A 25,891-nucleotide genomic window follows, 5' to 3' on the forward strand; every position below is an offset into this window, starting at 1 on the left:
TTCGGCGGCGGGCAAGCGCCGCCGCCGAAGCGGTCGGTCGGCTTTAGCCCACGAGCGCCTGATAGACCAGCGTGCGCAGCTCGCGGCGCAGCGGATAGGAGGAAGAGGGCATCAGCTGGGTCATGTGGACCACGCTGATCTCCTCCTTCGGATCGATCCAGAAACCGGTCGAGGCGACGCCGCCCCAGGCCCATTCGCCGGCAGAGCCGAGGAGCTTGTTCTCCGCCGGGTTCAGCACGACGGAGCCGCCGAGACCGAAGCCGATCCCCTTCATCGGCATCTCGCTGAAGACTGACTGGCCCATCGACGCCATGTCGCTGGGCAAATGGTTCATCAGCATGAGTTCCACCGACTTGCGGCCGAGCACCGGCTCGTCTCCGCCGCCGCCATGGGTGCGGATCATTTCCATGAAGCGCATGTAATCCATCACCGTAGAGCAGAGACCGCCGCCGCCGGAGAACATGGTGACGGAATTCGCGTAGCGGCTTTCCTCGATCTCGTCGACGCGGCGAATGCCTTCGTCCTCTGTCTTGGCATAACAGGCGCTGAAGCGGTCGAGCTTGTCTGCCGGCACGGCGAAGAAGGTGTCCTCCATGCCGAGCGGCTCGAAGATATGATCGTGCAGATACTCGGCGAGCGAGACGCCCGAGGCGGTCTCGACCACGCGGCCGAGCACGTCGGTCGAGACGCCGTAATTCCAGCGCGTGCCGGGCTCGAAGACCAGAGGGATCTCGGCCAGTTTGGCGACCGTCTCGTCGAGCCGTCCGTGTTTCTCGGAGAAATCGATCTTGGCCTTGCGCAGCGCCTTGCCGACCGGCCCCGGATCGAAGATGCCGTAGGTCAGGCCAGAGGTGTGGGTCAGCAGGTGGTGCAGGGTCGGCTGGGTCTTGGCGACATGCATGCTCTCGCCGTCCTCGCCGAGCACCTTCAGGTCCGCCAGCTCGGGAATGTGCTTCGCCACCGGATCGTCGAGCTGCAGCTTGCCCGCTTCCAGCAGCTGTATGATCGCCGTGCTGACGATCGGCTTTGTCATGGAATAAATCCGGTGAATGCCGTTCGGCTCGGCCGGGAGGCCGTTCTCCACGTCCCGGTGCCCGATGGTCTCGTGGAAGACGATCTCGCCGCGCCGCGCGATCAGGGTTTCCGCGAAGGGAAGTTTGCCGCCGTCGACATAGCTGTGCATCCAGTCGCCGATCCGCTTCAGGCGCGGGGCACTGAAACCATGTTTCGCGGGCTTGACGGTCTTGAAGTCGGTCATGGCGTGGGTCCGGATAATCTGAGTGTCGCGAGAAGAGGGCGATTAGACGTCGCCGCGCTGCATGCGGTCAACCGTCGCACGGCGATTGCAGCCGCTCCAAGGCCGCACTAACGTTCCGGGAAAAGAAAGACAAGCGGTGCCGCGATGCGCCGTGCAAATGGGAGGACAAGCGTGCTGAATCTGGCACCCAAACATCACGAGCTCGATCCGATCGAGCGCGCGAGCCGCGACGAACTCGAGGCGCTTCAGCTTCACCGTCTGCAATGGAGCCTCGGCCACGCCTACGATCATTCGCCGGTCTATCGCGCGAAGTTCGACGAGGCCGGGGTCAATCCGGAGGATGTGCTTACTCTCTCGGACCTCGCGCGCTTTCCCTTCACGCGGAAGGCGGATCTCCGGGAGCATTATCCCTTCGGCATGTTCGCCGTGCCGCGGGAGAAGCTGGCGCGCATTCATGCCTCGTCCGGCACGACGGGTAAGCCGACCGTGGTCGGCTATACAAAAAAGGATATCGACGTCTGGTCCGAGGTCATGGCGCGCAGCATCCGGGCTTCCGGAGGTCGGCCGGGCGACGTGGTGCATGTGGCCTATGGCTACGGGCTTTTCACCGGCGGGCTCGGCGCGCATTACGGCGCGGAGCGGCTGGGGTGCACCGTGGTCCCGGCTTCGGGCGGGATGACGGAGCGCCAGATCACCCTGATCCGGGATTTCGGCGCGAACGTCATCATGGTGACGCCGTCCTACATGCTTTCGATCCTGGACGAGTTCCGCGCCCAGGGGATCGATCCGCGCGATACCAAGCTCAAGGTCGGTATCTTCGGGGCCGAGCCCTGGACGGATGCGATGCGCCGGGAGATCGAGGACGCTTTCGACATGCATGCGGTCGATATCTACGGTCTGTCGGAGATCATTGGCCCCGGCGTCGCGAACGAGTGCGTCGAGACCAAGGACGGGCTTCATATCTGGGAGGATCATTTCTACCCGGAGGTGATCGATCCCGCGACCGGGGAGGTCTTGCCCGAAGGCGAGCGGGGAGAGTTGGTGCTGACCTCGCTGACGAAGGAAGCCTTTCCGGTAATCCGCTACCGCACGGGCGACCTGACGCGGCTGCTGCCGGGCACGGCGCGGACCATGCGGCGGATGGAAAAGGTCACCGGCCGGGCCGATGACATGTTGATCGTGCGCGGCGTCAATGTCTTCCCGACGCAGATCGAGGAACAGCTGCTGAAATGCGACGGGCTCGCGCCGCATTACCAGATCGAGCTGACCCGCGAGGGCCGGATGGACACGATGACGGTGATCTGCGAGGCGACATCGGATGCGGCCGGCGAGGAGGCGCACGCCGCCGCCAGCGCCAAGGAGCTCGCGCATCACATCAAGAGCGTGATCGGCGTGAGCGCCAGGATCGTCGTCGGCGACCCCGGCAGCGTCGAGCGCTCCCAGGGCAAGGCGCGCCGCGTGGTGGATAAGCGCCAGGCCGGCTAGCCGCGCCTGCCGGCCAAGGCTTTTGCCGCGGCGCCGGCCGCTTTCACATACGCCTCATCGCGATGGATCAGCATCACCGAGGCTGCGCCGTCGAGAAGCACCAGAATTTGCTGCGATGCGATGGCGGGGTCCGGGTGCCCGTCCTGTTCAAGGATATCCCGTAGCCACGCCTCGAACCGTTTCTTGTGAGTTGCGCCGGCTTTGATTGCCGGATGCCCGGGCGTGGCGGCAAGCTCTGCGCTGGTTCTGAGGAAACCGCAGCCTCGCCAGCCCGGTTTTGCCGACGCGGCGGCGAAGGCGTGGAACAGGCCTTCGATCTTTTCTCCGACGTCGCCCGGCGCTTCGGCGTACCAGCGTTCATAGGCGGCGAGAGTCGGCTGGTCCTGCGACAGAAGATAGGCCTCGACGAGTTCGTCCTTACTCTTGAAATGATAATAGAGCGTCCGTTTCGTGACATCGGCTTTGTCCGAAATCGCGTCGACGCTCGTGCTGCGGATACCCTCTTCGTAGAACAGCTTGGCGGCCGCCTTCACAATGCGGTCCCGCGTCGTCGGCTTGTCGGATTTCATAAGTATACCGGGTAGTGAGTGTACATGCGCATGACGCTGACACAGGTTCGGGCTTCGTTCAACGAATGTGGAGACTGAGAGTGTCTAAGACCGTGCTGTTCGAGACGAACGGACCTGTCGCACAGCTGACGCTGAACCGGCCGGAAAAACTCAACGCCCTGAATTACGAACTGATCGATCTTCTCATGGATCATCTGGAGGAGATCGAACGGCGTGACGATCTGCGCGGCGTGATCCTGACCGGTGCGGGCGAGAAGGCATTCTCGTCCGGTGCCGACATCGCCGGTTTTGAACCCGATGTGCGTGCCGGTCCGGACGTGGCATTGCGCGAGATTGTTCGTCGCGGGCAAGCAATGACCGCGCGGATCGAGACTTTCCCGAAGCCGATACTGGTTGCCGTGAACGGCCTTGCATATGGCGGCGGCTCGGAAATCACCGAAGCGGCGCCTCTCGCGCTCGCAAGTGACCGGGCCAGCTTTTGCAAGGCGGAAATTCGTCTTGGATTTGCGCCCCCCTTCGGCGGATCCCAGCGGCTGCCGCGTCTCATCGGACGCAAGCGGGCGATGCGCATGCTGCTGTCCGGCGAGCCGATATCCGCCGAGGCGGCCCGCGATTACGGGCTGGTCAACGAAGTTGTTCCACACAATCGCCTGATGGAAGAAGCCTACGCTCTCATGGAGCGGATCACTGCCCATTCGCCGCTCGCCGTGGCCGCGTGCCTTGGCAGCGCAACGCGGGGCATCAATGTGCCTATAGACGAAGGCTTGGCGATCGAGGGCGGGTATTTCGCCCGGATGGTTCCGACCCACGATATGAAAGAGGGAGTCGCGGCCTTTCTGGAAAAGCGCGAACCGCAGTTCGAGGGCCGCTGACCCGCGAAGAGGCGGTTCGATCAACTGACGTCGTGGCGCGCCCGGCTGTCGGCCGGAGCCTCATCGCGCTCGTTCATGCCGTAATCCCGTAGCACGGAAGCGACGCGCAGGCGGTAATTCTTGAAGAGCCTCTCCCGGCCTTCGGCCTGCGCGCCGCGATGGGCGACGAGCTTGCGCCAGTCCTCCACCGCAGTCTCGTCGCGGAAGAAAGAGAGTGAGACCAGCTTGCCTTCGTTCGTCAGGCTCGCGAAGCGCTCGACGGAGATGAATCCGTCCACCTGCTCGACCAGCGCGCGCATGCTGGCGGCGATCTCCAGATAGCGGTCCTGGTGTTCCGGATGGGGCTCGACTTCGAAAATCACGGCGATCACGGCATATCTCCCTTTTGGACCGGGTTCGATGCATTCATAAGGAAGGTCCGGTCCTCGCGCAGCAGGAACTTCTCCTTCTGGGCGAATTCGTAATTCTCCCGGCCGAGCGGATCGGCGGCGAGCCGTTTGCGGTAGTCTTCGTATGCGGCGAGGCTATCGACATTGTAGACGCCGTAGGCGAGGGTGGTCGAACCTTCCTGCGGTGCGAAGTAACCGATCAGGTCAGCGCCGCAACGCGGGATCGCTTCGCCCCAGTTCCGGGAATATTGGATGAACTGGGCCTTCTTGGTCGGATCGATATGGTAGCGGATAAAGCAGGTCAGCATTGTGTCCTCCGTTTCGGGTCGGCGGACACTCCCACATTGCGGGTGTCTCATGCTTCGGTTATGGTCGAAGTATGAAAGAAGGACCCGACATCGCCCTGATCGGCTCGCTCATCGGCGACCCGGCACGGGCCAACATGCTGACCACCCTGATGAGCGGCAAGGCTCTCACCGCGAGCGAGCTGGCGGCCGAGGCAGGGATCACCGCGCAGACGGCGAGTTCGCATCTCTCCAAGCTGGAGGGCGCCGGGTTGCTGACCCAGCGCAAGCAGGGCCGGCATCGCTATTTCGCGATCGCCGACGACGAGGTCGGCAATCTGTTGGAGGCGATGATGGGGCTCGCGGCGAAGCGCGGCCACATGCGTGCCCGCACCGGCCCGCGCGATCCGGCGCTCAGGAAGGCGCGGGTCTGCTACAACCATCTCGCCGGCGAGTTCGGTGTGCGCATGTTCGACAGCCTCGCGGCGCGCGGCCTCGTGGTGGAAGAGGGTGAGGAGGTCTCTCTCACCGATGAGGGCGAGGCGTTCGTCTCCGGCCTTGGCATCGACCTTCCGGCATTGACCTCGCTCCGTCGCCCGCTCTGTAAATCCTGCCTCGACTGGAGCATGCGGCGGACGCACCTTGCCGGCGCCCTCGGCACCGCGCTGCTCGACCGGTTCTACGATCTCGGCTGGGCGCGGCGTGTGGAAGGAACCCGTATCGTCAGCTTTACCGGGGACGGAGAGCGGCGCTTCCTGGAAATGTTCCCGGCGGCCTAGGTCACCGCCGCCCGCGCGTGAAACTCAGGCCGGTCCCAGCAACGGGTGCGGAGGATGTCTTCCAGATGCGTGACCGCGTCCCAGACATCGGCGAAGCGCGTATAGAGAGGCGTGAAACCGAAGCGCAGCAGGTCCGGGGCGCGGAAGTCCCCGATCACGCCGCGGGCGATCAGCGCCTGCATGACCGGATAGCCGCTTTCGTGTGCGAAGGAGACCTGGCTGCCTCGCTGCGCTGCCTCGCGCGGGCTGGCGAGCGTGAGGCCGAGGCCGGCGCAACGGCTCTCGACGAGCTCGATGAAGCATTCGGTGAGGGCGACGGATTTCTCCCGGAGCGCAGCCATGTCCACCTCCGACCAGAGATCCAATGCCGCGTCGAGCGCGGTCATTGCGAGCACCGGGGGTGTGCCGCAGAGGAAGCGCTTGATGCCGTCCGTCGCCTCGAAGCGATGGTCGAAAGCGAAAGGCGCCTTGTGAGAGAACCAGCCGGTCAGCGGTTGCCGGGCGGCCTCTTGGTGGCGCGGCGCGACATAGGCGAATGCGGGCGCGCCGGGGCCGCCATTCAGATACTTGTAGCCGCAGCCGACGGCGAAATCGGCGCCGGCGCCGGCGAGATCGACCGGAACCGCACCTGCGGAGTGCGCGAGGTCCCAGATCGCGAGTGCGCCCGCTTCGTGCCCCGACTTGGTGACCGCCGCCATATCGTGCATGTAGCCGCTGCGATAGTTCACATGCGTCAGCATGACGGCCGCGACGTCTTTCCCTAGCGCTTCCGGCAGCTTGGAGGGATCCTCGATTAGGCGCAGCTCGTGTCCCTTGCCGAACAGCTCCGTCAGTCCCTCGACCATGTAGAGGTCGGTAGGAAAGTTACTTTTCTCCGAGACGATGACCTTCCGGTCCGGCCGGAGCGCGAGGGCGGCGGCGAGCACCTTGAAGAGATTGACCGAGGTGGAATCGGTTGCGACCACGCTCTCCGGCTCGGCACCGATCAGCGCGCTGATTTTCCCGCCGGCTTTCGTCGGCAGATCGATCCAACCGGCGGAGTTCCAGCTCCGGATCAGGCCTGTGCCCCATTCCTCCGTCACGCAAGCGGCGACCCGTTCGCGGACGACACGGGGCAAGGGGCCAAGGGAATTGCCGTCGAGATAGATGACGCCGTCCGGAAGCTCGAAATCGTTGCGGAAGCGGGCGAGCGGATCGGCGGCGTCGCGCGCTGCCAGCGCGTCACGGTCAAGGGCCGTCACGTGTCTGCTCCGGCGACGATGCCGTCGTCATGCAAGCGTCCGATCTCGCCGCTGCTCATGCCGAGGAAGGCGGAGAGAACCTCGTCCGTATCCTGGCCGAGACGCGGCGCCGCCGTCGGGACGTCCGAGGGACGGTCGTGGAAATCGATTGGCGTGTCCGAGGTCGGGTAGGTGAGGCCGCTGCCGTGGGTGACGTCGTGATAGGGCTTGCCCATCTCCTTGAAACGGTCGCTCGCGACGGCCTCGCGGACGGTGCGGTAGGGCTCCCAGCAGACGCCGTTCTCGCGGAAGAGCGGCGCGAGTTCGTCGAGCGTGCGCGCGGCGACGGCTTTCTCGACCACCGGGTTGATCTTCTCGCGGTACTCGAAGCGGAGACCCTCGTCCTTGGCGAAGCTGACGCCGGTCTCCGCTTCGACAGCGGCAATCTCCGCTTCGATACCGAGCGCAGTGAGGAGCCCGGTCCATTGCCGGGGCGAAAGTGCGACAAGCATGATGTAGCGGCCGTCGGCGGTTTTGAAGTCGCGGCCGAAGGCGCCGAACACGTCGTTGCCATAGCTCGGGCGGTCCTCCGGCTCCGTCATTACCTCGGCGACCTGTCCGAGGGTCCCGAGCGTCGAGAGGGCGATATCGCCGAGGGGGAGGCGGATCTCCACCCCTTCGCCGGACTTCTGCCGCTCCCGCTCTGCGGCGAGCAGGGCGAAGGCGGCCTGCGCACCGGCGATCAGGTCCCAGGCGGGCAGCACGTGGTTCACCGGCCGCTTCTCGCCCGGAAGGCCCGGCTCGCCGGTCATCAGCGGGAAGCCGGCGCCGGCATTCGCGGTGTAGTCGACACCCTGCGTCCCGTCGGCCCAGCCCATGACACGGAGACTGATGATGTCCTCGCGCCGTGCCTTCAGCGCCTCGTGCGAGAGGAAGCCGGAAACCGGATAGTTGGTGACGAAGAGACCGCGGCCTTCGCCCGGCGCCGTCGCAAGGCGCAGCGCGAGCTCGCGGCCCTCCGGATTGCGCAGATCAAGGGCGACGGATTTCTTGCCTTTATTGAGGCCTTCCCAGTAAAGACTCGCTCCGTTCGGTGCCTTCGGCCAGCGCCGGTAATCGAGTCCGCCGCCGATCGCGTCGAACCGGATTACCGTGGCGCCCATCTGCAGCATGTTGAGGGTGCAGGAGGGAGCGGCGATGAAGGAGGCGCCCTCGACCACCGTCAGATCTTGAAGGACTTTGTACATCCGTGCTTCTTGGGTTCGTTTCCTGTGAATTCCATTGGAGCGGACCCTAGCAAGGGATGCTCCTCCGCCATAGAGGCCAAACCTGCAATGAAGTCTGTTTATGTCGACGCCGATGCCTGCCCGGTGAAGACCGAGATCCTTGCGATCGCCGATCGCACGGAGGCGAATTTCTACATCGTCAGCAACCGGGGCTTCCGCACCGGAGACCGGGCGAACGTGAAGAACGTGCTGGTCTCGGACAAATTCGACGCGGCGGACGACTGGATCGCCGAACGGGTAAAGCCGGGCGACATCGTCGTCACCGGCGATATCCCGCTCGCCAAGCGGGCGATCGAGGCCGGCGCCAAGGCGCTCGGGCATGGAGGGCGGGAATTCACCGAGGCGGGAATCGGCATGGCGATGGCGATGCGCGACCTGATGTCGGACCTCCGGGCAATGGGCGAGGTCTCCGGCGGCGGCCCCGCCTTCTCGAAAAGGGACCGGGAATCCTTCATCCGCGAGCTGGAGCGGATGTTGCGCGCCTGATGCTGCGGCGCGGCGCTTGACAGCGGCGCCGCGAGAAACGAGCCTCTCGATGTTGGTTGTCCTTCGGGACGAAAGGGAATCCGGTGCGCCGCCGCAGGCGGCAAGTCCGGGACTGCCCCCGCAACTGTAGCCGGCTGGATCCGACCGGTATTGCCACTGGCCTCAAAAGGCTGGGAAGGCGGTCGGGATCGAGGAGCCGGGAGTCAGGAAACCTGCCAACACATGTGTGTCCCATTCCAGCCCGGGCGGGGTGCCCCGGAGGAGGTTTCGATGACCCGACTCTATTCCCAGATTCCCGACAACGATTCGGCGGCCGCGCCGGACCGCGATCTCGCCACCCTGATCCTGACGCTGCTCAGCGTCGCCGAGGACGACAGGACGCTGTCGCAGTCCCTTTCCATGGTCCGTGCCGAGACTTCCAGCGAGGATTTCGCCTGCGGCATGCAGGAGGCGGCGCGCCGCATCGGCGTGCTCTTCGGGGCGGCACAGCGGCTCGAAGTGACAGAGAGAAGTTCCATAAATCGACTGCCGGTCTGATTGGCGCCCCGCTGGATCGCTGCTAGCCTCCCGGCTGAATTTGTCTCAACGGGAGAGAGTGGGTGAACGATCAGACGCCCCAATCCATCGACGCGGCGCTTGCCGAGATCCGGGCGGCCCTGGGCCCGAAAGGCTGGCTCGAGGATGCGAACGACACGCTGAAGTACCGGACCGACTGGCGCGGCGCGCCGGAGGGCGAGGCGCTTGGCGTGGCGCGGCCGGCCTCGACCGAAGAGACGGCGGCGGTGGTCCGTGCGGCGGCGAAGGCCGGGATCTGCATCGTGCCGCAAGGCGGCAATACCGGGCTCGCCATCGGCTCCGTGCCGACCGAGCCCAGGCCGACCATCGTGCTCTCGACCGACCGGCTGACTGCCGTGCGCACGCTCGACCCGGACAATTACGCCATGGTCGCCGAGGCGGGCTGCATCATCCAGAACATGCAGGCGGTCGCGGCCGAGGCGGGCCGGCTGTTCCCGCTCTCGCTCGCCAGCGAAGGCTCCAGCACGGTCGGCGGCACGCTCTCGACCAATGCCGGCGGCAACAACACGATCAAGTACGGCAACACCCGCGAGCAGATCCTCGGCATCGAGGCCGTGCTGGCGGACGGCTCCGTGTTCGACGGGCTGGAAACGCTGCGCAAGAACAATACCGGCTACGACATGAAGCAGCTCTTCATCGGCGCCGAGGGCACGCTGGGGATCGTCACCGCCGCCGCCTTCCGCCTGATGCCGCTGCCGCGCGTCCGCGAGACCGCGATGCTTGCCGTGCCGTCGCCGCACGAGGCGCAGCACCTGCTCACAAGTGCCCGGGAAATGTCCGGCGACACCGTCCTCGCCTTCGAGATCATGCCGCGGGCCTCCTTCGACATGGCGCTGAAATTCATCGACGGCATCGTCGATCCGCTGGCCGAACCCTCGCCCTGGTACGTGCTGCTGGAAATGGGAACCTCGTCGCCGCTGGACGACCTGCGCGCCAAGCTCGAGGCGATTTTCGCAGAGGCCATGGAGAAAGGCTGGGTGACCGACGGGGTGATCGCGGAGAGCGAGGCACAGCGCCGGGAACTCTGGCGGATCCGCGAGGAACAGGCCGAGGCCGGCAAGCGCGAGGGCACGCCCCGCATCGCCGGGGACGTCTCGGTCCCGGTTTCCCGCGTCGCGGACTATCTCGAGCAGTCGCAGGCCACGATGAACGCTTACTTGCCGGGCCTGTTCTTCAACTGCTTCGGTCATATGGGCGACGGCAACATCCACTACACGGCGCGCAAGCCGGCCTCGGTCAGCGAGGCCGAGTGGGAGGAGAAGAAGCCGGGCCTGACCAAGCGCATGTACGAGACCGCGCTCGCTCTCGGCGGCAGCATCTCCGCCGAGCACGGGATCGGCTCGGAAAAACTGCCCTATCTCGAAAAATACGGCTCACCCTCGAAGATCGCGCTGATGAAATCGGTGAAACAGGCCCTCGATCCGAAGAACATCATGAATCCGGGGAAGGTCATCCCCTGATCACTTGATCCCGGCACGCATGAAGCTCTGAACGAATTGCCTCTGGAACAGCAGGAAAGCGATCAGCAGCGGGCCGGACGTCATCAGTGTCGCAGCCGTGATGATCGCCCAGTCGATCCCCTGATCGGTCGATGAGAAGACGCTGAGCCCGACCGTCACCGGCCTTGTCTCGACCGAGTTGGTGACGATCAGCGGCCAGAGGAAATTGTTCCAGTGGTGGCTGACCGAGACCAGGCCGTAGGCGAGGTAGGTCGGCTTCGCCAGCGGGACATAGACCTTCATCAATATCGTGAAGAAGCCCGCGCCCTCGACACGCGCCGCGTCGTCCAGTTCCTTCGGGATCGTTTTGAAGGTCTGGCGCAGCAGGAAGATCCCGAAGGCGGAGGCCATGTAAGGCAGGCCGATGGCGAGGATGGTGTCGAGCAGGCCGAGAAACCGCATCGTGCGGTAGTTCTCGACGATCAGGATATCGGGCATCACCAGAAGCTGCAGCAGCACCAGCACGAAGACGGTGTCGCGCCCGCGGAACTCGAAGCGCGCGAAGGCGAAGGCGGCGAGCGTGCAGAGCACGAACTGGCCGATCAGGATCGAGGTCACGAGCAGCACGGTGTTGAGGAAGTAGCGCGCGAAGGGCGCGGCATTCCAGGCAGCGACGAAATTCTCCAGCGTCAGCGGCGCGGTCAGCACGAAGCGGGTGGAGAATTCGGTCGGATGGAACGCGGTCCAGACGGCGTAGATCAGCGGCGCGAACCAGACGAGCGCGAGCGCCCAGGCGGCGGTCGTGTTCAGCGCCCTGTCGTAGTCGAAACCGGCGGTTCTGGTGGCGATCATCGGTAATGCACCCGTTTGTCGAGCAGCAGGAACTGGCCGATGGCGACGGCGAAGAGAAGGATCAGCAGCGCCACGGTCAGGGTCGAGGCATAGGCCGTGTCCCAGAACCGGAAGGACGTCTCGTAGATGTAGAAGAGCAGCAGCGAGCTCGCATTGTCCGGGCCGCCCTCGGTCATCACGAAAATATGGTCGACCAGGCGGAAGGAATTGATCACCGCGTTGACCGAAACGAAGAGCGTGGTCGGCATCAGCAGGGGGAAGGTGACGCGGCGGAAGAAATACCAGCGTCCGGCGCCCTCGATGGCGGCGGCTTCCCGGAGCGATGTCGGAATGGTCTGCAGCGCGGCGAGGTAGAAGATCATGAAGAAGCCTGCTTCCTTCCAGATCGCCACCACGATGACGGCATTGAGCGCGGCGTCCGGGTCGCCGAGCCAGTTCTGCTGGCTGAAGCCGAGCGGAATGCGGATCTGGTCGATCAGGCCGAAGCCGGGGGTATAGAAGAACATCCAGATATTGGCGACGGCGATCAGCGGCAGCACGGTCGGGGTGAAATAGGCCATGCGCACGAAGGCGCGGCCCTTCAGCTTGCTGTCGACCCAGAGCGCCATGGCGATGGCGATCCCGATCGAGAGCGGAATGGTGCCAAGCGCGTACCAGAGATTGTTGCCGAGCACGGTCCAGAAGGTGCTGTCGGCGAGCATGGTCTCATAGTTCTCGAGCCCGACGAATTTCGCCGGCCGCTTGCCGCGCGGCGTCGAGAAGAAGCTGTGGAACAGGGTCACCGCGGCCGGGTAATGGGTGAAGGCGATCAGCAGGATCATGGCCGGGCTGAGAAAGAGCCAGGCATGGATCCAGGTGCGGTTGGAAAGTGATCCCATCGGACGCGGTGCTTTCGGGCAAAACGGAAAAAGACCGGCGGCGGGACGATACCCGCCGCCGGGTCCCGGAGTGTCAGCGGTAATCCTTCAGGATCTTGTCCGCCTTCTGCTGCGCATCGTTCATCGCTTCTTCAGGCGAGGCCTTGCCGGTGATGGCGGCTTCGAGACCGTCGTTGAAGATCGTCGTGATGCGCTGGTTCTGGTAGGTGGAGAGCTCGGCCACGGCGAACTCGAGCTGGTCGCGGGCCACCAGGGCCGGCGGGAAGTCGGCGACATAGGCCTTCATTTCCGGCGTTTCCCACGCGTCGGCGCGCGGCGCGACGTAACCGGTCGCGATCGACCATTTGGCGGCCTGTTTCGGCGCGGTGATCCACTTGATGAAGTCGAGAGAGGCAGCTTTCTGCTCGTCCGTGGAGTCCTTGAAGATGTAGAAGTTGCCACCGCCGGTCGGCGCGCCGCGGCGCTTGTTGGCCGGGAGCATGGCGACACCGAAATCGAACGGCGCGTTGTTGCGGACGTTCGTCAGGTTGCCGGTCGAGGTCCACATAATCGCGGACTCGCCCTCGAAGAAGGCCTTCGGCGTGGAACCCCACTCGATGATGCCGGGCGCCATGATCTTGTGCTTGGCGCTGAGGTCGACGAGATACTGCAGAGCCTCGATCACCTTCGGGTCGGAGAAGTTGGTCTTGTTGCCGTCGCCGTTGGCGAGGACGACGTCGTTCTGGGTGCTAAGGCCCTGGAAGAGCCAGTAGGGGAAGCCGGAACTCGGAATGCGGACGCCCCACTGGGTGACGTTGCCGGAAGCGTCCTTGACGGTCAGCTTCTTGCCGAACTCGACCAGTTCCGCCCAAGTCGCCGGCGGGGTATTCGGATCGAGGCCGGCCTTCTTGAAGGCGTCCTTGTTCCAGTACATCACCGGGGTCGAGCGCTGGAACGGAATGCCGTAGGTCTTGCCGCCGGTCTGGCTGTTTTCCATGAAGGCCGGATAGAACGCCTTCAGCCACGCCTTCTCCTCGTCGCTCTTGATGACATCGTCGAAGGCGACGATCGCGTCTTCCTCGATCAGGGTGAACATGTCGACCGACAGGATCACCGAGAGCTGCGGGGCCTGGCCGCCGCGGACGGCGGTGAGGGCCTTGGTGACGGTGTTCTGGTAGCTTCCCGCATAGACCGCGTCGATTTTGACGTCGGGATGGGCCGCGGCATATTCCTTCGTCAGTTCCTCGATCGTGTCGGCCGCCTTGCCGCCGACCGCCACGGGGAAGAAGAACTGCAGGTCGACCGCCTGCGCGGCCTGGGCCATGGAGAGCGACATCGCAGCCGCGACGGCGCCGATCCCAAGTTTTTTCGTGAAGTGCATCGCTTTCAGATCCTCTTGTCTCAAGCTGGATGCCGGACGGCTCCCGTCCGGTTCAGTCCGGTATCCCGAAGATCGGGACACCAAGTCCGTTTCGGCGTTCGCATTACCCCTCCGCGCCGATGAGGAGGTCGTCGCGCCGCATTCCTGTCGCGGCGTCGAAAAGATGAATGGCCGTCCGGGGCCATGAGAGGCCGATCCCGCTGCCGGGGCCGATGCCCTCGGCATTGCGCGCGCGCACGGTCAGGCGTTCGCTGCCGATGCGGCAGTCCACAAGCGTGTCCGCGCCGAGATATTCGATGGATTCGACCTCGGCCCGGTGCGGTCCGGCGGAATCGATGGCGATATCCTCGGGGCGGACGCCGAGCGCCAGGTCCTGCTGCGGAAGGCCGTTCAGCAGGGCCGGTCCGGTATCCCTGATGCGGACGCCGCCGCTTTCCCAGGAGAGGGCGAGAATGTTCATCGGCGGCGTGCCGATGAAGCGCCCGGCGAAGCTGGTTGCGGGCCTGCTGTAGGTTTCGAGCGGCGAAGCATCCTGTTCGATACGGCCGTCCTTTAGCAGGATGATGCGGTCCGCCATGCCCATGGCCTCGGCCTGGTCGTGGGTCACATAGACCATGGTCATGCCGAGTTTGCGCTGCAGGGCGCGGATTTCGACCCGCATCTCGTGCCGGAGCTTGGCGTCGAGATTGGAGAGCGGCTCGTCCATCAGGCAGACGGGTTTCTCGGCGATGATCGCACGGCCGAGGGCCACGCGCTGCTGCTGGCCGCCGGAGAGCTGGCTCGGCCGGCGTTCGAGAAGGCCGGAAAGACCGAGAAGATCGGCCACGCGCGCGAGACGCGCCGACTGGTCCTGTTTCGTCGCCTTGCGGACCTTGAGGCCGAAGAGAATGTTCTCGGCGACGCTCAGATGCGGGAAGAGGGCGTAGGACTGGAACACCATCGCGAGGTCCCGTTCCGCCGGCGGCCGCGCGGTAACGTCCTTGCCGCCGATCTCGATGCTGCCGGACGAGGCGCTTTCCAGACCCGAAATCAGCCGCAGGATCGTGGACTTGCCGCAGCCGGAGGGACCGAGAAGGACCGAGAATGTCCCGGGCTCGACCGTGAAAGAAACATCTTCGACCGCCGTGGTCGCGCCCCAGCTCTTGGTCAGCCCCTTGACAGCGATCCCGGTCATTCTCCCGCTTCCGCCATGCCGGGGAGCAGCGCGAGCGCCGCGGCGTCGTCTCCTGCAATGATCAGCTCGTGGCCCGCATCCCGGATCATTTCCGAGATTTCTGCCGGAGGCTGGACGTCGCAGAACACGAGATCGGCATCGGCGATATGTCCGCCGCGGACATAGGCGGCGCGGCCGAACTTGGTATGGTCGAGCACGACGACCTTGGTGCGACAGTTCTGGCTGATCACCTCGCGTGCGCGGATCTCGTCCTCGGTGAAATCGAGCAGGCTGCCGTCCGGATCGACGCCGCCGACCCCGAACAGCCCGTAATCGACCTTATAGGCGGAGAAGAATTGCTCGACCTGCTGGCCGAGCACGTCACGGCCCTCGGGCCGGATCCGGCCCCCGGCGATCGTGACCTCGAATGTCGGGCTGGCGCTGGCGGTCAGGGCCGCCGCGATATTGTTGGTGACGATCCGGAGCCCGGTATGGGAGCGCAGGGCCCGGACCACCATTTCAGGTGTCGTGCCGATGCTGACGGCGAGCGAGGCGCCGTCGGGAATGCGGGACGCGACGGCGGCGGCGATCCGCGCCTTCGCACCGGCGTTCAGGATCATGCGCTGGTCGAAATCGATATTCGCGTTCGGCGAGGGCAACTCCACGCCGCCGTGACGCCGTCGCAGCAGGCCTCCGTCGCACAGCTGGTTCACATCCCGGCGGATCGTCTGTTCGGTGACGGCGAAACGCTCGGCCAAATCGATAATGGATTGGTAACCGGCGGCACGGACCATTTCGGTGATTTCGGCCCGCCGCCTCGAGGCGTTGGAAGAGATACTGGCTGCCACGGAACTGCCTTCGCGCGAGATGTTCGAATGAATGCGAAGCGAAGGCTATTCAGGCTCTGTTGCGGAAATGGTGTTCGTTTTTTGACAGTTCGATAACGCAATGGGCGCGATCGAAAGGTCTATGTGACGATTGGAAGACCGTAGAAGGTCGGGAAACTAAAAAAGCCGGGGAGTTTGGAGCTCCCCGGCTTTCATCTGAAAGGACTGTCGCCCGCCTAGAAGTAGAGCGAGATGTCCACGTGATCGGACTGGCAGGCCGCAACGTCGAGCGCGATGTCATGCGGCAGCCGCTCGAGCAGGCGGAGACCGATCGTGTTTCGGATCGCCGCTTCATACTCGTTCAGCTTGTTGCCGATCGCGCTCTGCGCCTGCTGACGCCAGGCAAGCTCCTCCTGATAGACCGCGATGGCCTTCTGAAGCTCTTCCAGAGCCTTCTCCTTGTCCGGGCTTTTGCCGCGCAGCGCACGGCGGGCCTTCGAGACAGCGGAACGCACTGAGCCGGCTTCGACCACTTCGCCGATCTTGCTCTCGACTTCCTTGATCAGCTCTTCCGTCTCTTTCGGATCGAGGTTCCGGATCGGATCGGCAAGTCCCTCGATGTCACCGGAAAGCGCGGCGAGGGCGTCGGCGTCCCGCAGCGTCGCCTGCAGAACCGCGATCGGCTCATAGGCCGTATCCACTGTGCGGCGATAGGCGAGGCGTGCTTTCTTCTCCGCACCCAGGACCTTGGTGAAGGCCTTGTGATCGGGTTCCCAATTTGCCGGGATTTCGGCCTCGAGCTCTACCTGTTCGGCCTTCAGAACCTCGATCCGGCTGGCCAGTTTCTCGGCCTCGTCGAGCTTCTCGCCATTGGAACGTTTCAGCAGGTCGAGCTGGTCTTCGAGTTCCTTGATTTCGGCGATGTGCTTGGCGATGTCGCGCTGGGCCGCGCGGACCGCCATGTGAAGCGGACGGTAGTCCTTCGCCGCGTCCTCAATGGCAGCCGTCGCCGCGAAGGCTTCCTCGATGGCCGTGAAAGAGCCGTCGGCGGCCTTGAAGCTCTTTTTCAGATCGTTCTGCACCGACTTCGGAAGGAAGGAGATATCCCAGCTTTTCGCATCTGCGATGGCGGCGCGGATCTCGTCGCCTTCTTCGGCGAAGGTCGCCATTACGTAATTCTCGATGCAGTTCTGCAGCCGCGGGTTTTTCGGCGGCGGCGCGCTTTCGGAGGTGAGCGACATCCGGTTCGGGATGTAGTTCACCAGCTGCGGTGTCAGACCGACGATCAAGAGGGCGAAAAGCTGCAGGCTGATGAAGGGGATCACGCCCTTGTACATCGAGAGGGTCTTCACCGCCTTCGGGGCGACGCCGCGCAGGTAGAACAGCGCAAAGCCGAAGGGCGGTGTGAGGAACGAGGTCTGGATGTTCAGGCCGATCATCACACCGAGCCAGACCGCGGTCACGTTGGCGGACGGATCGGCCAGCAGGATCGGCGCCACGATCGGAACCACCACAACGGCGATCTCGATGAAATCGAGGAAGAAGCCGAGAATGAAGATCACGCCCATGACGATGATGAATTGGGCCCAGAAACCGCCCGGCAGGCTGGTCAGGAATTCGCGCACCAGTTCCTCGCCGCCGAAGGCGCGGAAGGCCGCGGTCAGCATGGCGGCGCCGAGCAGGATGATGAAGACGAGAGCCGTGGTCTTGGCGGTCTCCACCATGACACCGCGCAGGGTGTCCTCGGTCTTGAAGGCGCGCCAGCCGCTCCAGAGGATCGCCGCGAGGAAAACCACCACGGCAACCGACGCTATGACCACGGCGATCACGTCGCCGGAATCGTGGATGGCGCGGATATTGATCGGATGGACGCTGGTCAGAACCAGAACGACGACGAGCGAGCCCATGGCCAGAATGGCCGGGACGAACGCTCCGGGTCGGCCTTCATAGAGGCGGTAACCGGCCATCACCATGGCGCCGACGGCACCGATGGCACCGGCCTGGTTCACGGTCGCGATGCCAGTGATGATCGAGCCCAGCACGACGAAGATCAGCGTCAGCGGCGGCACCAGGGACAGCAGCACACGGCCGGCGAATTTGCGGTCGTATTTGCCTTCGAACGGCACGGCCGGCGCGATCGACGGCCGGAAGAAGGCCATGATCAGGATATAGGCCATGTAGAGGCCGACCAGGATCAGACCCGGGGCGAGGGCGCCCATGAACATGTCGCCGGCGCTCGTGGAGCTGACGCCGAAGGAGCTCGGCATGGTGAACTCGCCGGTCGTCTCCTTGAAATAGGCGGTCCGCGCCATGCCCGCCTGATCGACGGCGCTCGCCAGCTGATCGGCGAGGATGATCAGAACGATGGAGGGCGGAATGATCTGCCCGAGCGTGCCGGAGGCGGCGATCGTACCGGTTGCGAGCGAGTGCGAGTAGTTGTTCCGCAGCATGGCCGGCAGCGAGATCAGGCCCATCGCGACCACGGTCGCGCCGACGATGCCGGTCGTCGCCGCCAGCAGCGCGCCGACGAAGACGACGGAGATGCCGAGTCCGCCTCGGATCGGACCGAAGAGCTGCGCCATGGAGACCAGCAGGTCCTCTGCGATCTTCGAGCGCTGCAGCATGATCCCCATGAAGACGAAGAGCGGGATGGCGATCAGTGTGTCTCGTTCGACTTCCCAATAAACGCCGCGGAAGTTCGTGACACCGGCCGTGAGCCAGTTCATCGGCCCGCCCTGGGCGAAATATGCGGCCGCGTCGCCGGCGAAGAGTTCGCCGGTGAGGGCGGCGAGGCCAATTGTGATGATCGCCGATCCCGGCAGCGCGAAGGCGACCGGGAAGCCCGACGCCAGCGCGCCGGCCATTATCACGACAAGCAGGAGGAGGAATACGAGTTCCATCAGACGGGTTCGCTCTTCGGGTCTTTAATGTGCTGAGGCTTCTGCGATTTCGCGCTTGCCGGGTTCCTCGCGATAGTCGGCGAGGCTTTCGAGGATGTAGCTGGCGAACTGGATCATCATCGAGATCGCGAAGATCCCGAGGAAACCGGCCATCAGATATTTCACATACATCCCGAAACCGGACTGCGAGACTTCGAAGCTCAGCAGCGGACTGTTGATGATGGAGGTCTTGCCCCACATGCCGATGGCAAGGACGGTGACGCAAAGCGACATGCCGAGGAGCAGGGAGCCCCAGATATTGACCAGGCCCTTCATCCGGCTGGTAAGCCCGGCATAGAGCACGTCGACGCGGACATGCCCGTCTTCGTAGAGCGTGTAGGCGCTCGCGAAGAGGAAGAGGGCGCCGTACCAGAAGCGGACGAGGTCGCCCTGGAAGGCCTGCTCGTAGGAGAAGATGAAGCGGCTGAGCACGATGCTGAGCTCCGCCGCGACGACGAGGAGAGCCAGCCAGGTAAAGCCGAGGGAGCGGGTGAAGGCGGCCGTCACGCAGCCCGCAAGCACCAGCGGAATATGGACATAAGCGCCGCGGAACTGCGAGCGCCCCAGCGCCGTCGCGAGATCGTCGCCGAAAATCGCCGGAAGCAGGTCTTCGACCCGGAGGAAGGAAATCACCATGTCGGCAAGTCCGACAAAGATGACCGCCCAGAATGAGGCGCGGATGATGTAGGCGGCGATGCCGACCATCGTCTGCGAGTCATGCCGCAACGGCTTTTCCGGCGTCCGCTTGGTGTAGATCGCGGCGCCGAGGATGCAGAGCAGATAGGACAGCGTCTGCAGCGCGCCGAGGATCGTAGCGGTTCCGTCGAGCGGCTGTTTCGGAGCCGCGCCGGGCAAAATGCCGAGATCCCCGAGGAAGGTGATCATGCTCGGCCAGTCCAGCCAGAAGATGAGGTAGTTGTTCAGCGCGAACATCAGAGTGACGCTGACAACGCTCCAGCAGAAAATCCGAGTGAATGCAGAAACGGGCGTCTGATAACCAGACGCCGCCGCGGCGCCCGCAGGCGCGCCCGAAGCCGATCCGACCATGTTCTGAAGTCTTCTTTCGAGAGAGGAGACGGGATCTTGCGATCCCGTCTCTATCAGGTGCGTTTCCTAGTCGATTACATGCCGAGAACGCGGTTGCGCTTCTCGGAGTAGCCGACGTCGGCGAGCTTCAGCCAGCCGCCGGCGGCGGAACGGGCATTCAGGAAGCTCTCGTGGACCTTGTTGGCGAGATCGCTGTGCTGGCGGGTCTCTTCGAAGACCTGCTCCGCGGCATCGCCGAACGCGTCATAGACGTCGTCGTTGAATTCGCGGACCTCGACGCCGTGCTCGTCGATCAGCTTGCGCAGATACTCACCGTTCTTGGCGTTGTATTCCGCCATCATCCAGTCGTTGGTCTGGCCGGCGACGGACTTGATGATCGCCTGGTCGGTCTTGGACAGGGTACCCCACCAGGAGGCGTTGATGCCGAGGGAGTCGAACCCGCCCGGCTCGTGCATGCCCGGATAGTAGTAGTACTTGGTGGCTTCGTAGAACTTCATCGCATAGTCGTTCCACGGACCGACCCACTCGGTCGCCTCGATGGCGCCGGAGACCAGGTTTTCATAGATCTGGCCGCCCGGCAGGGACACCGGGGAGGCGCCCAGCTTGGCCATGACGTCGCCGCCGAGGCCCGGGATACGCATCTTCAGGCCCTTGAGGTCGTCGGCGCTGTTGATTTCCTTGTTGAACCAGCCGCCCATCTGCACGCCGGTGTTGCCGGCCGCGAGGCACTTGAGGCCGAAGTCGCCGGCCAGCTCGTCCCAAAGCTCCTGACCGCCCATGTGATGGATCCAAGCGGCCATCTCGTTGTAGGTCAGGCCAAACGGCACCGAAGTGAAGTAGGCCCAGGCCGGATGCTTGCCTTTCCAGTAATAGTCGGCGGCGTGGTAAGCCTGCGCGTTACCGGAAGCGACTTCGTCGAACGAGTCGAACGCACCGACGCGCTCGCCGGCGGCGAAGTACTGAACCTGGATCTTACCGCCCGAGGTTTCCTGAATCCGCTCAGCCATCAGCTGGGCATTGGTGCCCAGGCCCGGGAAGTCACGACCCCAGGTCGAGACGATCACCATTTCGATGCGCTCTTGGGCGAGAGACGGTTTCGGGAAAGACGATGCAGCAGCGGCGGCGGCACCGCCGACGCCGGCCAGCCCAGCTTTGGAGATAAAGTCGCGACGTTTCATTGCGAAGCTCCCTAGTTAGATTGTTTCTTCAAGTGCGAATGGATCGCCGAGTGAAGCCACTGACCGCACCCTTTACAAGTGCCTATTCGCAGCTCGCCGGAATTAGTGCGATTGAATTTCCAATTTGGCAACCATTCAGTTCCACTAATACCGCAATGCGGCATAATTGTGCGCGGGCTGCCTGATTCCGGGTTCGAAAATGTCAAATTTTCGGATTTTGAACTTTCGAAACGCCGTCGAATCACGGTCTGCGGTCAAACCGGCAGGGCCGTGGTGTCCTTGATCGTTTCCATGGAGAAGCGCGAAGTGACCTCGCTCAGCGCGGTCAGCTCGACCAGATTTTTGTAGAAAAGATCGAAGCTGCGCATGTCCGGCACGACCACTTTGAGCAAGTAGTCGACTTCGCCGGCCATGCGATGGAACTCAAGCACTTCGGGCATCCCCTCGACGGTTTTGGCAAAGGTCTGTAGCCAGTCCGCCGAATGCTCGCCCGTCTTGATGCTGACGAAGACGGTCAAACCGTAGCCGAGCTTGTCGGCATCAAGAACGGCGACCTGCCGTTTGATCAGCCCGTCAGTCTGCATCCGGTTGATGCGCTTCCAGCATGGCGAGGCGGATAGCCCGACCTGCCGCGCGATATCAGAGACCGAGATGCTGCTGTCCTCCTGCAGGAGGCGCAGGATCTTTCTGTCCATGTCATCCATTCTCAAATTTCCCGATCTGAGACAAACGTCGTCAAAGTTGGTGTGATGTGGGAACGATATGTTCTATTTGAGGGGGCGTTATTGTCGATTTGGGAAAAATAATGATATTTCAGGAGCGTTGAGAGTTCAACAGCTCTCCTCTCCCGGAAACGGGAACGCGGCGATTTGAAGGGCAGCTTGCGGCCGCGACAGCAACCGCTAAAGCGCCACGGGACGGATCCCGTGGGCCCTTTCGTAACGACGGAATGGAGCCGGCCATGGGGTCGCATCTTGGACCAGATCTATTCTTCACGGGCGCCCGCCAATGAAGTACCTGCCGATCTTTGCGGACCTCGCCGGCCAGCATGCTTTGCTCGTGGGCGGCAACGAGGATTCTGCTCGCAAGCTTCGTCTTCTTCTGAAGACCGAGGCGCGAATTCGGGTCGTGAGCTCCGCTCCGAACGCCGAGGTCTCCCGACTTGCGGCGGAAGGCCGGATCGACCTGCGCCGCCGGCCGTTCGAAACGGCGGACCTCGCCGATGTCAGGATCGCCATTCTCGGCGATGCCGAAGCCCTGGACATTGAAGAGGTTGCGCGCGAGATACGCGCGACCGGTGTCCCGACCAATGTCGTCGACCGGCCGGATCTTTCCACCTTCATCATCCCCGGTATCGTCGACCGGGACCCGATCGTTGTCGCTATCGGCAGCGAGGGCGCGGCGCCGGTCATGGTGCGGCGGATCCGTGAGCGCATCGAAGCACTCCTGCCGGTGCGGCTGGGCGCGCTCGCCCGGTTTGCGCAGAGTTTCCGGGGCGCTGTTTCGGCCGCGATCGGCGACGGCGGTGTGCGCCGCCTGTTCTGGGAGCGGTTTTTCGACGGTCCGGTCGCGCGGGACGTCCTCGCTGGACGCGAGGGCGGGACGCGCGAGGCGATGCTGCGGCTTGTAAATACGGCAGGCGCGCGCGCGGAGCGGAGGGGCTCCGTTGCACTGGTCGGCGCCGGTCCGGGGGATCCTGACCTTCTGACCCTGAGGGCCCTGCGCCTGATGCAGGACGCGGATGTAATCGTGCACGACGCACTGATCGGTCCGACCATGCTTGATTACGTTCGGCGGGATTCGATCCGGGTGGATGTCGGAAAGCGGGCAGGGCGCGCTTCCTGGAGCCAGGACGAGATCAACGCCGTGCTCGCCGAGCATGCGGAGGCGGGCCGGCGCGTTGTCCGGCTCAAGGGCGGCGATCCGTTCATTTTCGGCCGCGGCGGAGAGGAACTCGCCTATCTGAAGGCGCGCGGTATCTCCGTGGACATCGTTCCCGGCGTGACCGCCGCTCTCGGGGCGGCGTCCGCCGCCGGACTGCCGCTGACGCATCGCGATCACGCGAACCGTCTGACGATCCTGACCGGACACGACCGCAACGGCTATTCGGACTTCGACGCCAATGTGCTCGCGGATCCGAAAGGCACGCTCGTCATCTATATGGGCCTTGGCGCGGCACCCCGGATCATGGCCGCGGCGCTCGATGCGGGCCGCGCCGCCGAGACGCCGGTCGCGGTGATCGAGAAAGCCACTCTGCCGGAGCAGCGTGTGCTGAAGGCCTCGCTCGGCAACCTCGCCAATCTGGTAGAAGAGCAGCGTGTGGAGGCACCGGCTTTGATCGTGATCGGCGACGTGGCGGCTCTGGCCGAGGGTGAGACTTTCGAGACCGTCGGCGGAGAGCGCCGCCGTCTCGCTGTCTAGGAAATGAGTGAGATGAAAGAGAAGAACCAGGTCATGACCGCGAACCGGCTGGGCGACGGCGCCGTCGTCTACCTCGCCGAGGACGACGATTGGGTGCTGAGCCTCGATGCCGCGGAGATCGCCGAGAGCGAGGAGGAGGCGATCCGGCTGGAGGAGCGTGCCGGCCTCGCCATGAAGCAACAGAAGGTCGTCGGGCCGTATCTTTTCGCGGTTTCCGTAACGGGAGAATACGTCGCGCCGATCAGCCAGCGCGAGATCATCCGCGCGGCGGGTCCGACGGTCGGCACCGACCTGCCCGAAACCACACCTTTGCGCTGAGTCCGGAAGTTCGAGAGATGTATCAGTATAACGAATTCGACCATGCCTTCCTGAAGGACCGGACGGCGGAATTCCGCGACCAGGTCGCGCGGCGTCTGGCGGGTGAGCTCACCGAGGACGAGTTCAAGCCGCTCCGGCTGATGAACGGGCTCTATCTCCAGCTCCATGCCTATATGCTGCGGGTCGCCATTCCTTACGGCACACTCTCGGCGAAGCAGATGCGCCAGCTCGGCATGATCGCGAAGCGCTGGGACCGCGATTGGGGGCATTTCACCACCCGGCAGAACATTCAGTACAACTGGATCAAGCTGGACGACGTGCCGGACATCCTGGACGCGCTTGCCGAAGTCGAGATGCACGCGATCCAGACCAGCGGCAACTGCATCCGCAACGTGACGGCGGACCAGTTCGCCGGCGTTGCGGCGGACGAGATCGAGGATTCCCGCGTCTGGGCCGAGATCATCCGGCAATGGTCGACGCTGCACCCGGAATTCACCTTCCTGCCGCGCAAGTTCAAGATCGCCATCACCGGCTCGGAGCACGACCGTGCCGCGGTGAAGCTGCACGATATCGGTCTGCGCATGCGCCGGAACGAGGCCGGCGAGACCGGCTTCGAGGTGATCGTCGGGGGCGGGCAGGGGCGCACGCCGATCGTCGGCGAGACGATCCGCGATTTCCTGCCGAAGCAGCACCTGCTCTCCTATCTGGAAGCGATTCTGCGGACCTACAATCTGCTCGGCCGCCGGGACAATCTCTACAAGGCGCGGATCAAGATCCTGGTCGCCGCCGTCGGGATCGAGAAGTTCGCCGAGATGGTCGAGGAGGAATGGCTGGAGATTAAGGACAGCGCGCTCGCGCTCGAGCCGGAGCAGATCCGGGCCATCGAGGAGCACTTTGCTCCGCCGCAATACGAAACCATCGCGGAACCGGTCGCTGGATTCGATGCCGCTCGCTTCACCGATCCGGCCTTCGCGGCCTGGACGCGGACCAATCTCTTCCCGCACAAGCAGCCGGGTTACGCCGTCGTCACGGTGTCCCTGAAGCCGGCAGGGGGCGTCCCCGGCGATGCCACTTCGGCGCAGATGGAAGCATTGGCGGATCTGGCCGAGAAATACTCCCTCGGCGAGCTGCGCATCGCGCACGAGCAGAACGTGGTGCTGCCGGACGTGCGCAAGCAGGACCTGCACCGGCTCTGGCAGGAACTCGGCGAGCAAGGTCTGGCTGACGCCAATATCGGGCTCATCACGGACATCATTTCCTGTCCGGGGCTGGATTACTGCAACCTCGCCAATGCCCGCGCGATCCCGATCGCGCAGCGCATCAGCCGGCATTTCGCCGACCCGGCACTGCAGAGCGAGATCGGCCCGATCACGCTGAATATCTCCGGCTGCATCAATGCCTGCGGGCATCACCATGTCGGCAATATCGGCATCCTCGGCGTCGATAAGAAAGGCGTCGAGCATTACCAGATCACCATCGGCGGGATCGCCGACGAGAATGCCGCCGTCGGCCGGATCCTCGGCCCGTCCTTCCCGGCCGAAGAGGTGGTCGACGCCATCGATACCCTGATCGCCACCTTCCGGAAGATCCGCGAGGAGGGCGAGACTTTCATCGACACCGTGCAGCGGGTCGGTATCCAACCCTTCAAGGAGACGCTCTATGCCAATCATTAAGAATGGCCGGATCGAGGAGAATGTCTGGGTTCCGCTTGGCGAGGAGGGCGACGGCGCGCTCGATCGTGCGACCCCGGTCCTGGTGTCGCTTGGCGAATGGAAGGCCGGCAAGCAAACGCTGATGGCCAATTTCGAGCGCCGCGCGATCCGGCTGGAGAATGCAGACGCGGCCGAGGAGATCCGGGAGGACCTCGACGCGATCGACGCGGTGATCCTTTTCTTCCCGAAATTCAACGACGGACGCGCTTTCTCGCAAGCGCGACTGCTTCGGGACCGTTACGGCTTCAAGGGCGAGATCCGCGCTACCGGCCATGTCATCCAGGACCAGTACCTCTTCCTGCAGCGCTGCGGCGTCGATGCGGTCGAGGTGCCTGACGAAAACCTTCTGGATGCCTGGAACCGCGCCCACAAACGCTTCAAGGGCTACTACCAGCCGGCGCTCGCCGTTCCTGCGGGGCCGTCGGAAGACCGGCCGTCAGATGGCTCTGTAGGCCATGGCGGCGCGTACAGCCGGGTCGAACCGGCCGTTCTTGCGAGCTGGGCCTACTGAGAGGAAATCTGGCGCCCACCCATTTGCCTCTGCGCCAGATCGACCTGAAACG

25 protein-coding genes and 1 riboswitch are annotated in these 25,891 nt (G+C 64.0%); of the genes, 10 read left to right on the plus strand and 15 right to left on the minus strand.

Annotated elements, in window-relative coordinates; translation table 11 throughout:
• Positions 1-43: 43 nt before the first annotated feature.
• Complete coding sequence (locus NUH88_RS21165) at positions 44-1,258, minus strand: serine hydrolase domain-containing protein (RefSeq protein ID WP_257768777.1); 1,215 nt, start codon at positions 1,256-1,258, stop codon at positions 44-46.
• A gap of 171 nt (positions 1,259-1,429) precedes the next feature.
• On the opposite strand from NUH88_RS21165, the gene paaK reads away from it, so the two are divergent.
• Entirely contained in the window at positions 1,430-2,743 is a 1,314-nt protein-coding gene (gene paaK / locus NUH88_RS21170) for a phenylacetate--CoA ligase PaaK (RefSeq protein WP_257768778.1), read from the plus strand.
• On the opposite strand, the gene NUH88_RS21175 is transcribed toward paaK, so the two are convergent.
• Positions 2,740-3,276: a TetR/AcrR family transcriptional regulator gene (locus tag NUH88_RS21175; protein WP_257768779.1), complete on the minus strand. Its 537-nt coding sequence runs from the start codon at positions 3,274-3,276 to the stop codon at positions 2,740-2,742. The genes paaK and NUH88_RS21175 overlap by 4 nt on opposite strands.
• A gap of 116 nt (positions 3,277-3,392) precedes the next feature.
• Here NUH88_RS21175 and NUH88_RS21180 point away from each other — a divergent pair, with 116 nt between their 5' ends.
• Positions 3,393-4,184: a crotonase/enoyl-CoA hydratase family protein gene (locus NUH88_RS21180; RefSeq protein WP_257768780.1), complete on the plus strand. Its 792-nt coding sequence runs from the start codon at positions 3,393-3,395 to the stop codon at positions 4,182-4,184.
• 20 nt (positions 4,185-4,204) lie between these two features.
• On the opposite strand, the gene NUH88_RS21185 is transcribed toward NUH88_RS21180, so the two are convergent.
• Both NUH88_RS21185 and NUH88_RS21190 read right to left on the minus strand, forming a co-directional pair.
• Complete coding sequence (locus NUH88_RS21185; protein WP_257768782.1) at positions 4,205-4,555, minus strand: antibiotic biosynthesis monooxygenase family protein; 351 nt, start codon at positions 4,553-4,555, stop codon at positions 4,205-4,207.
• A complete protein-coding gene (locus NUH88_RS21190; protein WP_257768784.1) occupies positions 4,552-4,881 on the minus strand; it encodes an NIPSNAP family protein in 330 nt (109 codons plus the stop codon). The genes NUH88_RS21185 and NUH88_RS21190 overlap by 4 nt, the downstream gene beginning before the upstream one ends.
• A gap of 71 nt (positions 4,882-4,952) precedes the next feature.
• Between NUH88_RS21190 and NUH88_RS21195 the strand changes: the two genes are divergently transcribed.
• Positions 4,953-5,636 (plus strand): ArsR/SmtB family transcription factor, encoded by a 684-nt coding sequence (locus NUH88_RS21195; protein WP_257768786.1) that lies wholly within the window; start codon positions 4,953-4,955, stop codon positions 5,634-5,636.
• On the opposite strand, the gene kynU is transcribed toward NUH88_RS21195, so the two are convergent.
• Both kynU and NUH88_RS21205 read right to left on the minus strand, forming a co-directional pair.
• Entirely contained in the window at positions 5,633-6,877 is a 1,245-nt protein-coding gene (gene kynU / locus NUH88_RS21200) for a kynureninase (RefSeq protein WP_257768788.1), read from the minus strand. The genes NUH88_RS21195 and kynU overlap by 4 nt on opposite strands.
• Complete coding sequence (locus tag NUH88_RS21205; protein WP_257768790.1) at positions 6,874-8,103, minus strand: CoA transferase; 1,230 nt, start codon at positions 8,101-8,103, stop codon at positions 6,874-6,876. The genes kynU and NUH88_RS21205 overlap by 4 nt, the downstream gene beginning before the upstream one ends.
• An 87-nt stretch (positions 8,104-8,190) precedes the next feature.
• On the opposite strand from NUH88_RS21205, the gene NUH88_RS21210 reads away from it, so the two are divergent.
• From NUH88_RS21210 to NUH88_RS21220, 3 genes are all read left to right on the plus strand, one after another.
• Positions 8,191-8,628, plus strand: a complete 438-nt coding sequence (locus NUH88_RS21210; RefSeq protein ID WP_257768792.1) for a YaiI/YqxD family protein — start codon at positions 8,191-8,193, stop codon at positions 8,626-8,628.
• Positions 8,629-8,664: 36 nt separating this feature from the next.
• Positions 8,665-8,862, plus strand: a riboswitch (cobalamin riboswitch).
• Positions 8,863-8,898: 36 nt separating this feature from the next.
• Positions 8,899-9,165 (plus strand): hypothetical protein, encoded by a 267-nt coding sequence (locus NUH88_RS21215; protein WP_257768794.1) that lies wholly within the window; start codon positions 8,899-8,901, stop codon positions 9,163-9,165.
• Between the two features lie 62 nt (positions 9,166-9,227).
• Positions 9,228-10,664 carry an FAD-binding oxidoreductase gene (locus NUH88_RS21220; protein ID WP_257768796.1) on the plus strand — a complete coding sequence of 479 codons (1,437 nt, stop codon included), beginning with the start codon at positions 9,228-9,230 and terminating at the stop codon, positions 10,662-10,664.
• On the opposite strand, the gene NUH88_RS21225 is transcribed toward NUH88_RS21220, so the two are convergent.
• The 9 genes from NUH88_RS21225 to NUH88_RS21265 all read right to left on the minus strand — a co-directional run bounded on the left by NUH88_RS21225 (position 10,665) and on the right by NUH88_RS21265 (position 21,581).
• Positions 10,665-11,495, minus strand: a complete 831-nt coding sequence (locus NUH88_RS21225; RefSeq protein ID WP_257768798.1) for a carbohydrate ABC transporter permease — start codon at positions 11,493-11,495, stop codon at positions 10,665-10,667.
• Positions 11,492-12,373, minus strand: coding sequence for a carbohydrate ABC transporter permease (locus tag NUH88_RS21230; RefSeq protein ID WP_257768800.1), 882 nt, complete (start codon positions 12,371-12,373; stop codon positions 11,492-11,494). The genes NUH88_RS21225 and NUH88_RS21230 overlap by 4 nt, the downstream gene beginning before the upstream one ends.
• 73 nt (positions 12,374-12,446) lie before the next feature.
• Entirely contained in the window at positions 12,447-13,733 is a 1,287-nt protein-coding gene (locus NUH88_RS21235) for an ABC transporter substrate-binding protein (protein WP_257768802.1), read from the minus strand.
• A gap of 103 nt (positions 13,734-13,836) precedes the next feature.
• Positions 13,837-14,907 (minus strand): ABC transporter ATP-binding protein, encoded by a 1,071-nt coding sequence (locus NUH88_RS21240; protein ID WP_257768804.1) that lies wholly within the window; start codon positions 14,905-14,907, stop codon positions 13,837-13,839.
• Entirely contained in the window at positions 14,904-15,734 is an 831-nt protein-coding gene (locus NUH88_RS21245; RefSeq protein ID WP_257768806.1) for a DeoR/GlpR family DNA-binding transcription regulator, read from the minus strand. Before NUH88_RS21245 ends, NUH88_RS21240 begins: the two co-directional genes overlap by 4 nt.
• A gap of 215 nt (positions 15,735-15,949) precedes the next feature.
• A complete protein-coding gene (locus tag NUH88_RS21250; RefSeq protein WP_257768808.1) occupies positions 15,950-18,613 on the minus strand; it encodes a TRAP transporter large permease subunit in 2,664 nt (887 codons plus the stop codon).
• A gap of 24 nt (positions 18,614-18,637) precedes the next feature.
• Positions 18,638-19,585, minus strand: coding sequence for a TRAP transporter small permease subunit (locus tag NUH88_RS21255; protein ID WP_257768809.1), 948 nt, complete (start codon positions 19,583-19,585; stop codon positions 18,638-18,640).
• Positions 19,586-19,773: 188 nt separating this feature from the next.
• A complete protein-coding gene (locus tag NUH88_RS21260) occupies positions 19,774-20,877 on the minus strand; it encodes a TRAP transporter substrate-binding protein (protein WP_257768810.1) in 1,104 nt (367 codons plus the stop codon).
• Positions 20,878-21,131: 254 nt separating this feature from the next.
• Positions 21,132-21,581 carry an Lrp/AsnC family transcriptional regulator gene (locus NUH88_RS21265; RefSeq protein WP_257768811.1) on the minus strand — a complete coding sequence of 150 codons (450 nt, stop codon included), beginning with the start codon at positions 21,579-21,581 and terminating at the stop codon, positions 21,132-21,134.
• Between the two features lie 304 nt (positions 21,582-21,885).
• Between NUH88_RS21265 and cysG the strand changes: the two genes are divergently transcribed.
• The 4 genes from cysG to NUH88_RS21285 are packed head-to-tail and all read left to right on the plus strand — an operon-like array spanning position 21,886 to position 25,839.
• Positions 21,886-23,298, plus strand: a complete 1,413-nt coding sequence (gene cysG / locus NUH88_RS21270; protein WP_257768812.1) for a siroheme synthase CysG — start codon at positions 21,886-21,888, stop codon at positions 23,296-23,298.
• 12 nt (positions 23,299-23,310) lie between these two features.
• Positions 23,311-23,616 carry a DUF2849 domain-containing protein gene (locus NUH88_RS21275; protein ID WP_257768813.1) on the plus strand — a complete coding sequence of 102 codons (306 nt, stop codon included), beginning with the start codon at positions 23,311-23,313 and terminating at the stop codon, positions 23,614-23,616.
• A gap of 17 nt (positions 23,617-23,633) precedes the next feature.
• The gene (locus tag NUH88_RS21280) at positions 23,634-25,289 is read left to right on the plus strand and encodes a nitrite/sulfite reductase (protein ID WP_257768814.1); all 1,656 of its coding nucleotides are present in this window, start codon (positions 23,634-23,636) and stop codon (positions 25,287-25,289) included.
• A complete protein-coding gene (locus tag NUH88_RS21285; protein WP_257768815.1) occupies positions 25,276-25,839 on the plus strand; it encodes a DUF934 domain-containing protein in 564 nt (187 codons plus the stop codon). The genes NUH88_RS21280 and NUH88_RS21285 overlap by 14 nt, the downstream gene beginning before the upstream one ends.
• Positions 25,840-25,891: the final 52 nt, after the last annotated feature.

The sequence above is a fragment of the Nisaea acidiphila genome, assembly GCF_024662015.1.
In the GTDB taxonomy this organism is placed as follows: Bacteria; Pseudomonadota; Alphaproteobacteria; order Thalassobaculales; family Thalassobaculaceae; genus Nisaea; species Nisaea acidiphila.

Excerpts from the sequence above, each read along its gene's own strand:
- NUH88_RS21205 (WP_257768790.1), bottom strand. The coding sequence starts at position 8,103 with ATGTACAAAGTCCTTCAAGATCTGACGGTGGTCGAGGGCGCCTCCTTC.
- NUH88_RS21195 (WP_257768786.1), top strand. The coding sequence starts at position 4,953 with ATGAAAGAAGGACCCGACATCGCCCTGATCGGCTCGCTCATCGGCGAC.
- NUH88_RS21225 (WP_257768798.1), bottom strand. The coding sequence starts at position 11,495 with ATGATCGCCACCAGAACCGCCGGTTTCGACTACGACAGGGCGCTGAAC.
- NUH88_RS21280 (WP_257768814.1), top strand. The coding sequence starts at position 23,634 with ATGTATCAGTATAACGAATTCGACCATGCCTTCCTGAAGGACCGGACG.
- NUH88_RS21190 (WP_257768784.1), bottom strand. The coding sequence starts at position 4,881 with ATGCTGACCTGCTTTATCCGCTACCATATCGATCCGACCAAGAAGGCC.
- NUH88_RS21240 (WP_257768804.1), bottom strand. The coding sequence starts at position 14,907 with ATGACCGGGATCGCTGTCAAGGGGCTGACCAAGAGCTGGGGCGCGACC.
- NUH88_RS21230 (WP_257768800.1), bottom strand. The coding sequence starts at position 12,373 with ATGGGATCACTTTCCAACCGCACCTGGATCCATGCCTGGCTCTTTCTC.
- cysG (WP_257768812.1), top strand. The coding sequence starts at position 21,886 with ATGAAGTACCTGCCGATCTTTGCGGACCTCGCCGGCCAGCATGCTTTG.
- NUH88_RS21250 (WP_257768808.1), bottom strand. The coding sequence starts at position 18,613 with ATGGAACTCGTATTCCTCCTCCTGCTTGTCGTGATAATGGCCGGCGCG.
- NUH88_RS21165 (WP_257768777.1), bottom strand. The coding sequence starts at position 1,258 with ATGACCGACTTCAAGACCGTCAAGCCCGCGAAACATGGTTTCAGTGCC.
- NUH88_RS21260 (WP_257768810.1), bottom strand. The coding sequence starts at position 20,877 with ATGAAACGTCGCGACTTTATCTCCAAAGCTGGGCTGGCCGGCGTCGGC.
- NUH88_RS21285 (WP_257768815.1), top strand. The coding sequence starts at position 25,276 with ATGCCAATCATTAAGAATGGCCGGATCGAGGAGAATGTCTGGGTTCCG.
- NUH88_RS21255 (WP_257768809.1), bottom strand. The coding sequence starts at position 19,585 with ATGTTCGCGCTGAACAACTACCTCATCTTCTGGCTGGACTGGCCGAGC.
- NUH88_RS21215 (WP_257768794.1), top strand. The coding sequence starts at position 8,899 with ATGACCCGACTCTATTCCCAGATTCCCGACAACGATTCGGCGGCCGCG.
- NUH88_RS21265 (WP_257768811.1), bottom strand. The coding sequence starts at position 21,581 with ATGGATGACATGGACAGAAAGATCCTGCGCCTCCTGCAGGAGGACAGC.
- NUH88_RS21210 (WP_257768792.1), top strand. The coding sequence starts at position 8,191 with ATGAAGTCTGTTTATGTCGACGCCGATGCCTGCCCGGTGAAGACCGAG.
- NUH88_RS21275 (WP_257768813.1), top strand. The coding sequence starts at position 23,311 with ATGAAAGAGAAGAACCAGGTCATGACCGCGAACCGGCTGGGCGACGGC.
- NUH88_RS21235 (WP_257768802.1), bottom strand. The coding sequence starts at position 13,733 with ATGCACTTCACGAAAAAACTTGGGATCGGCGCCGTCGCGGCTGCGATG.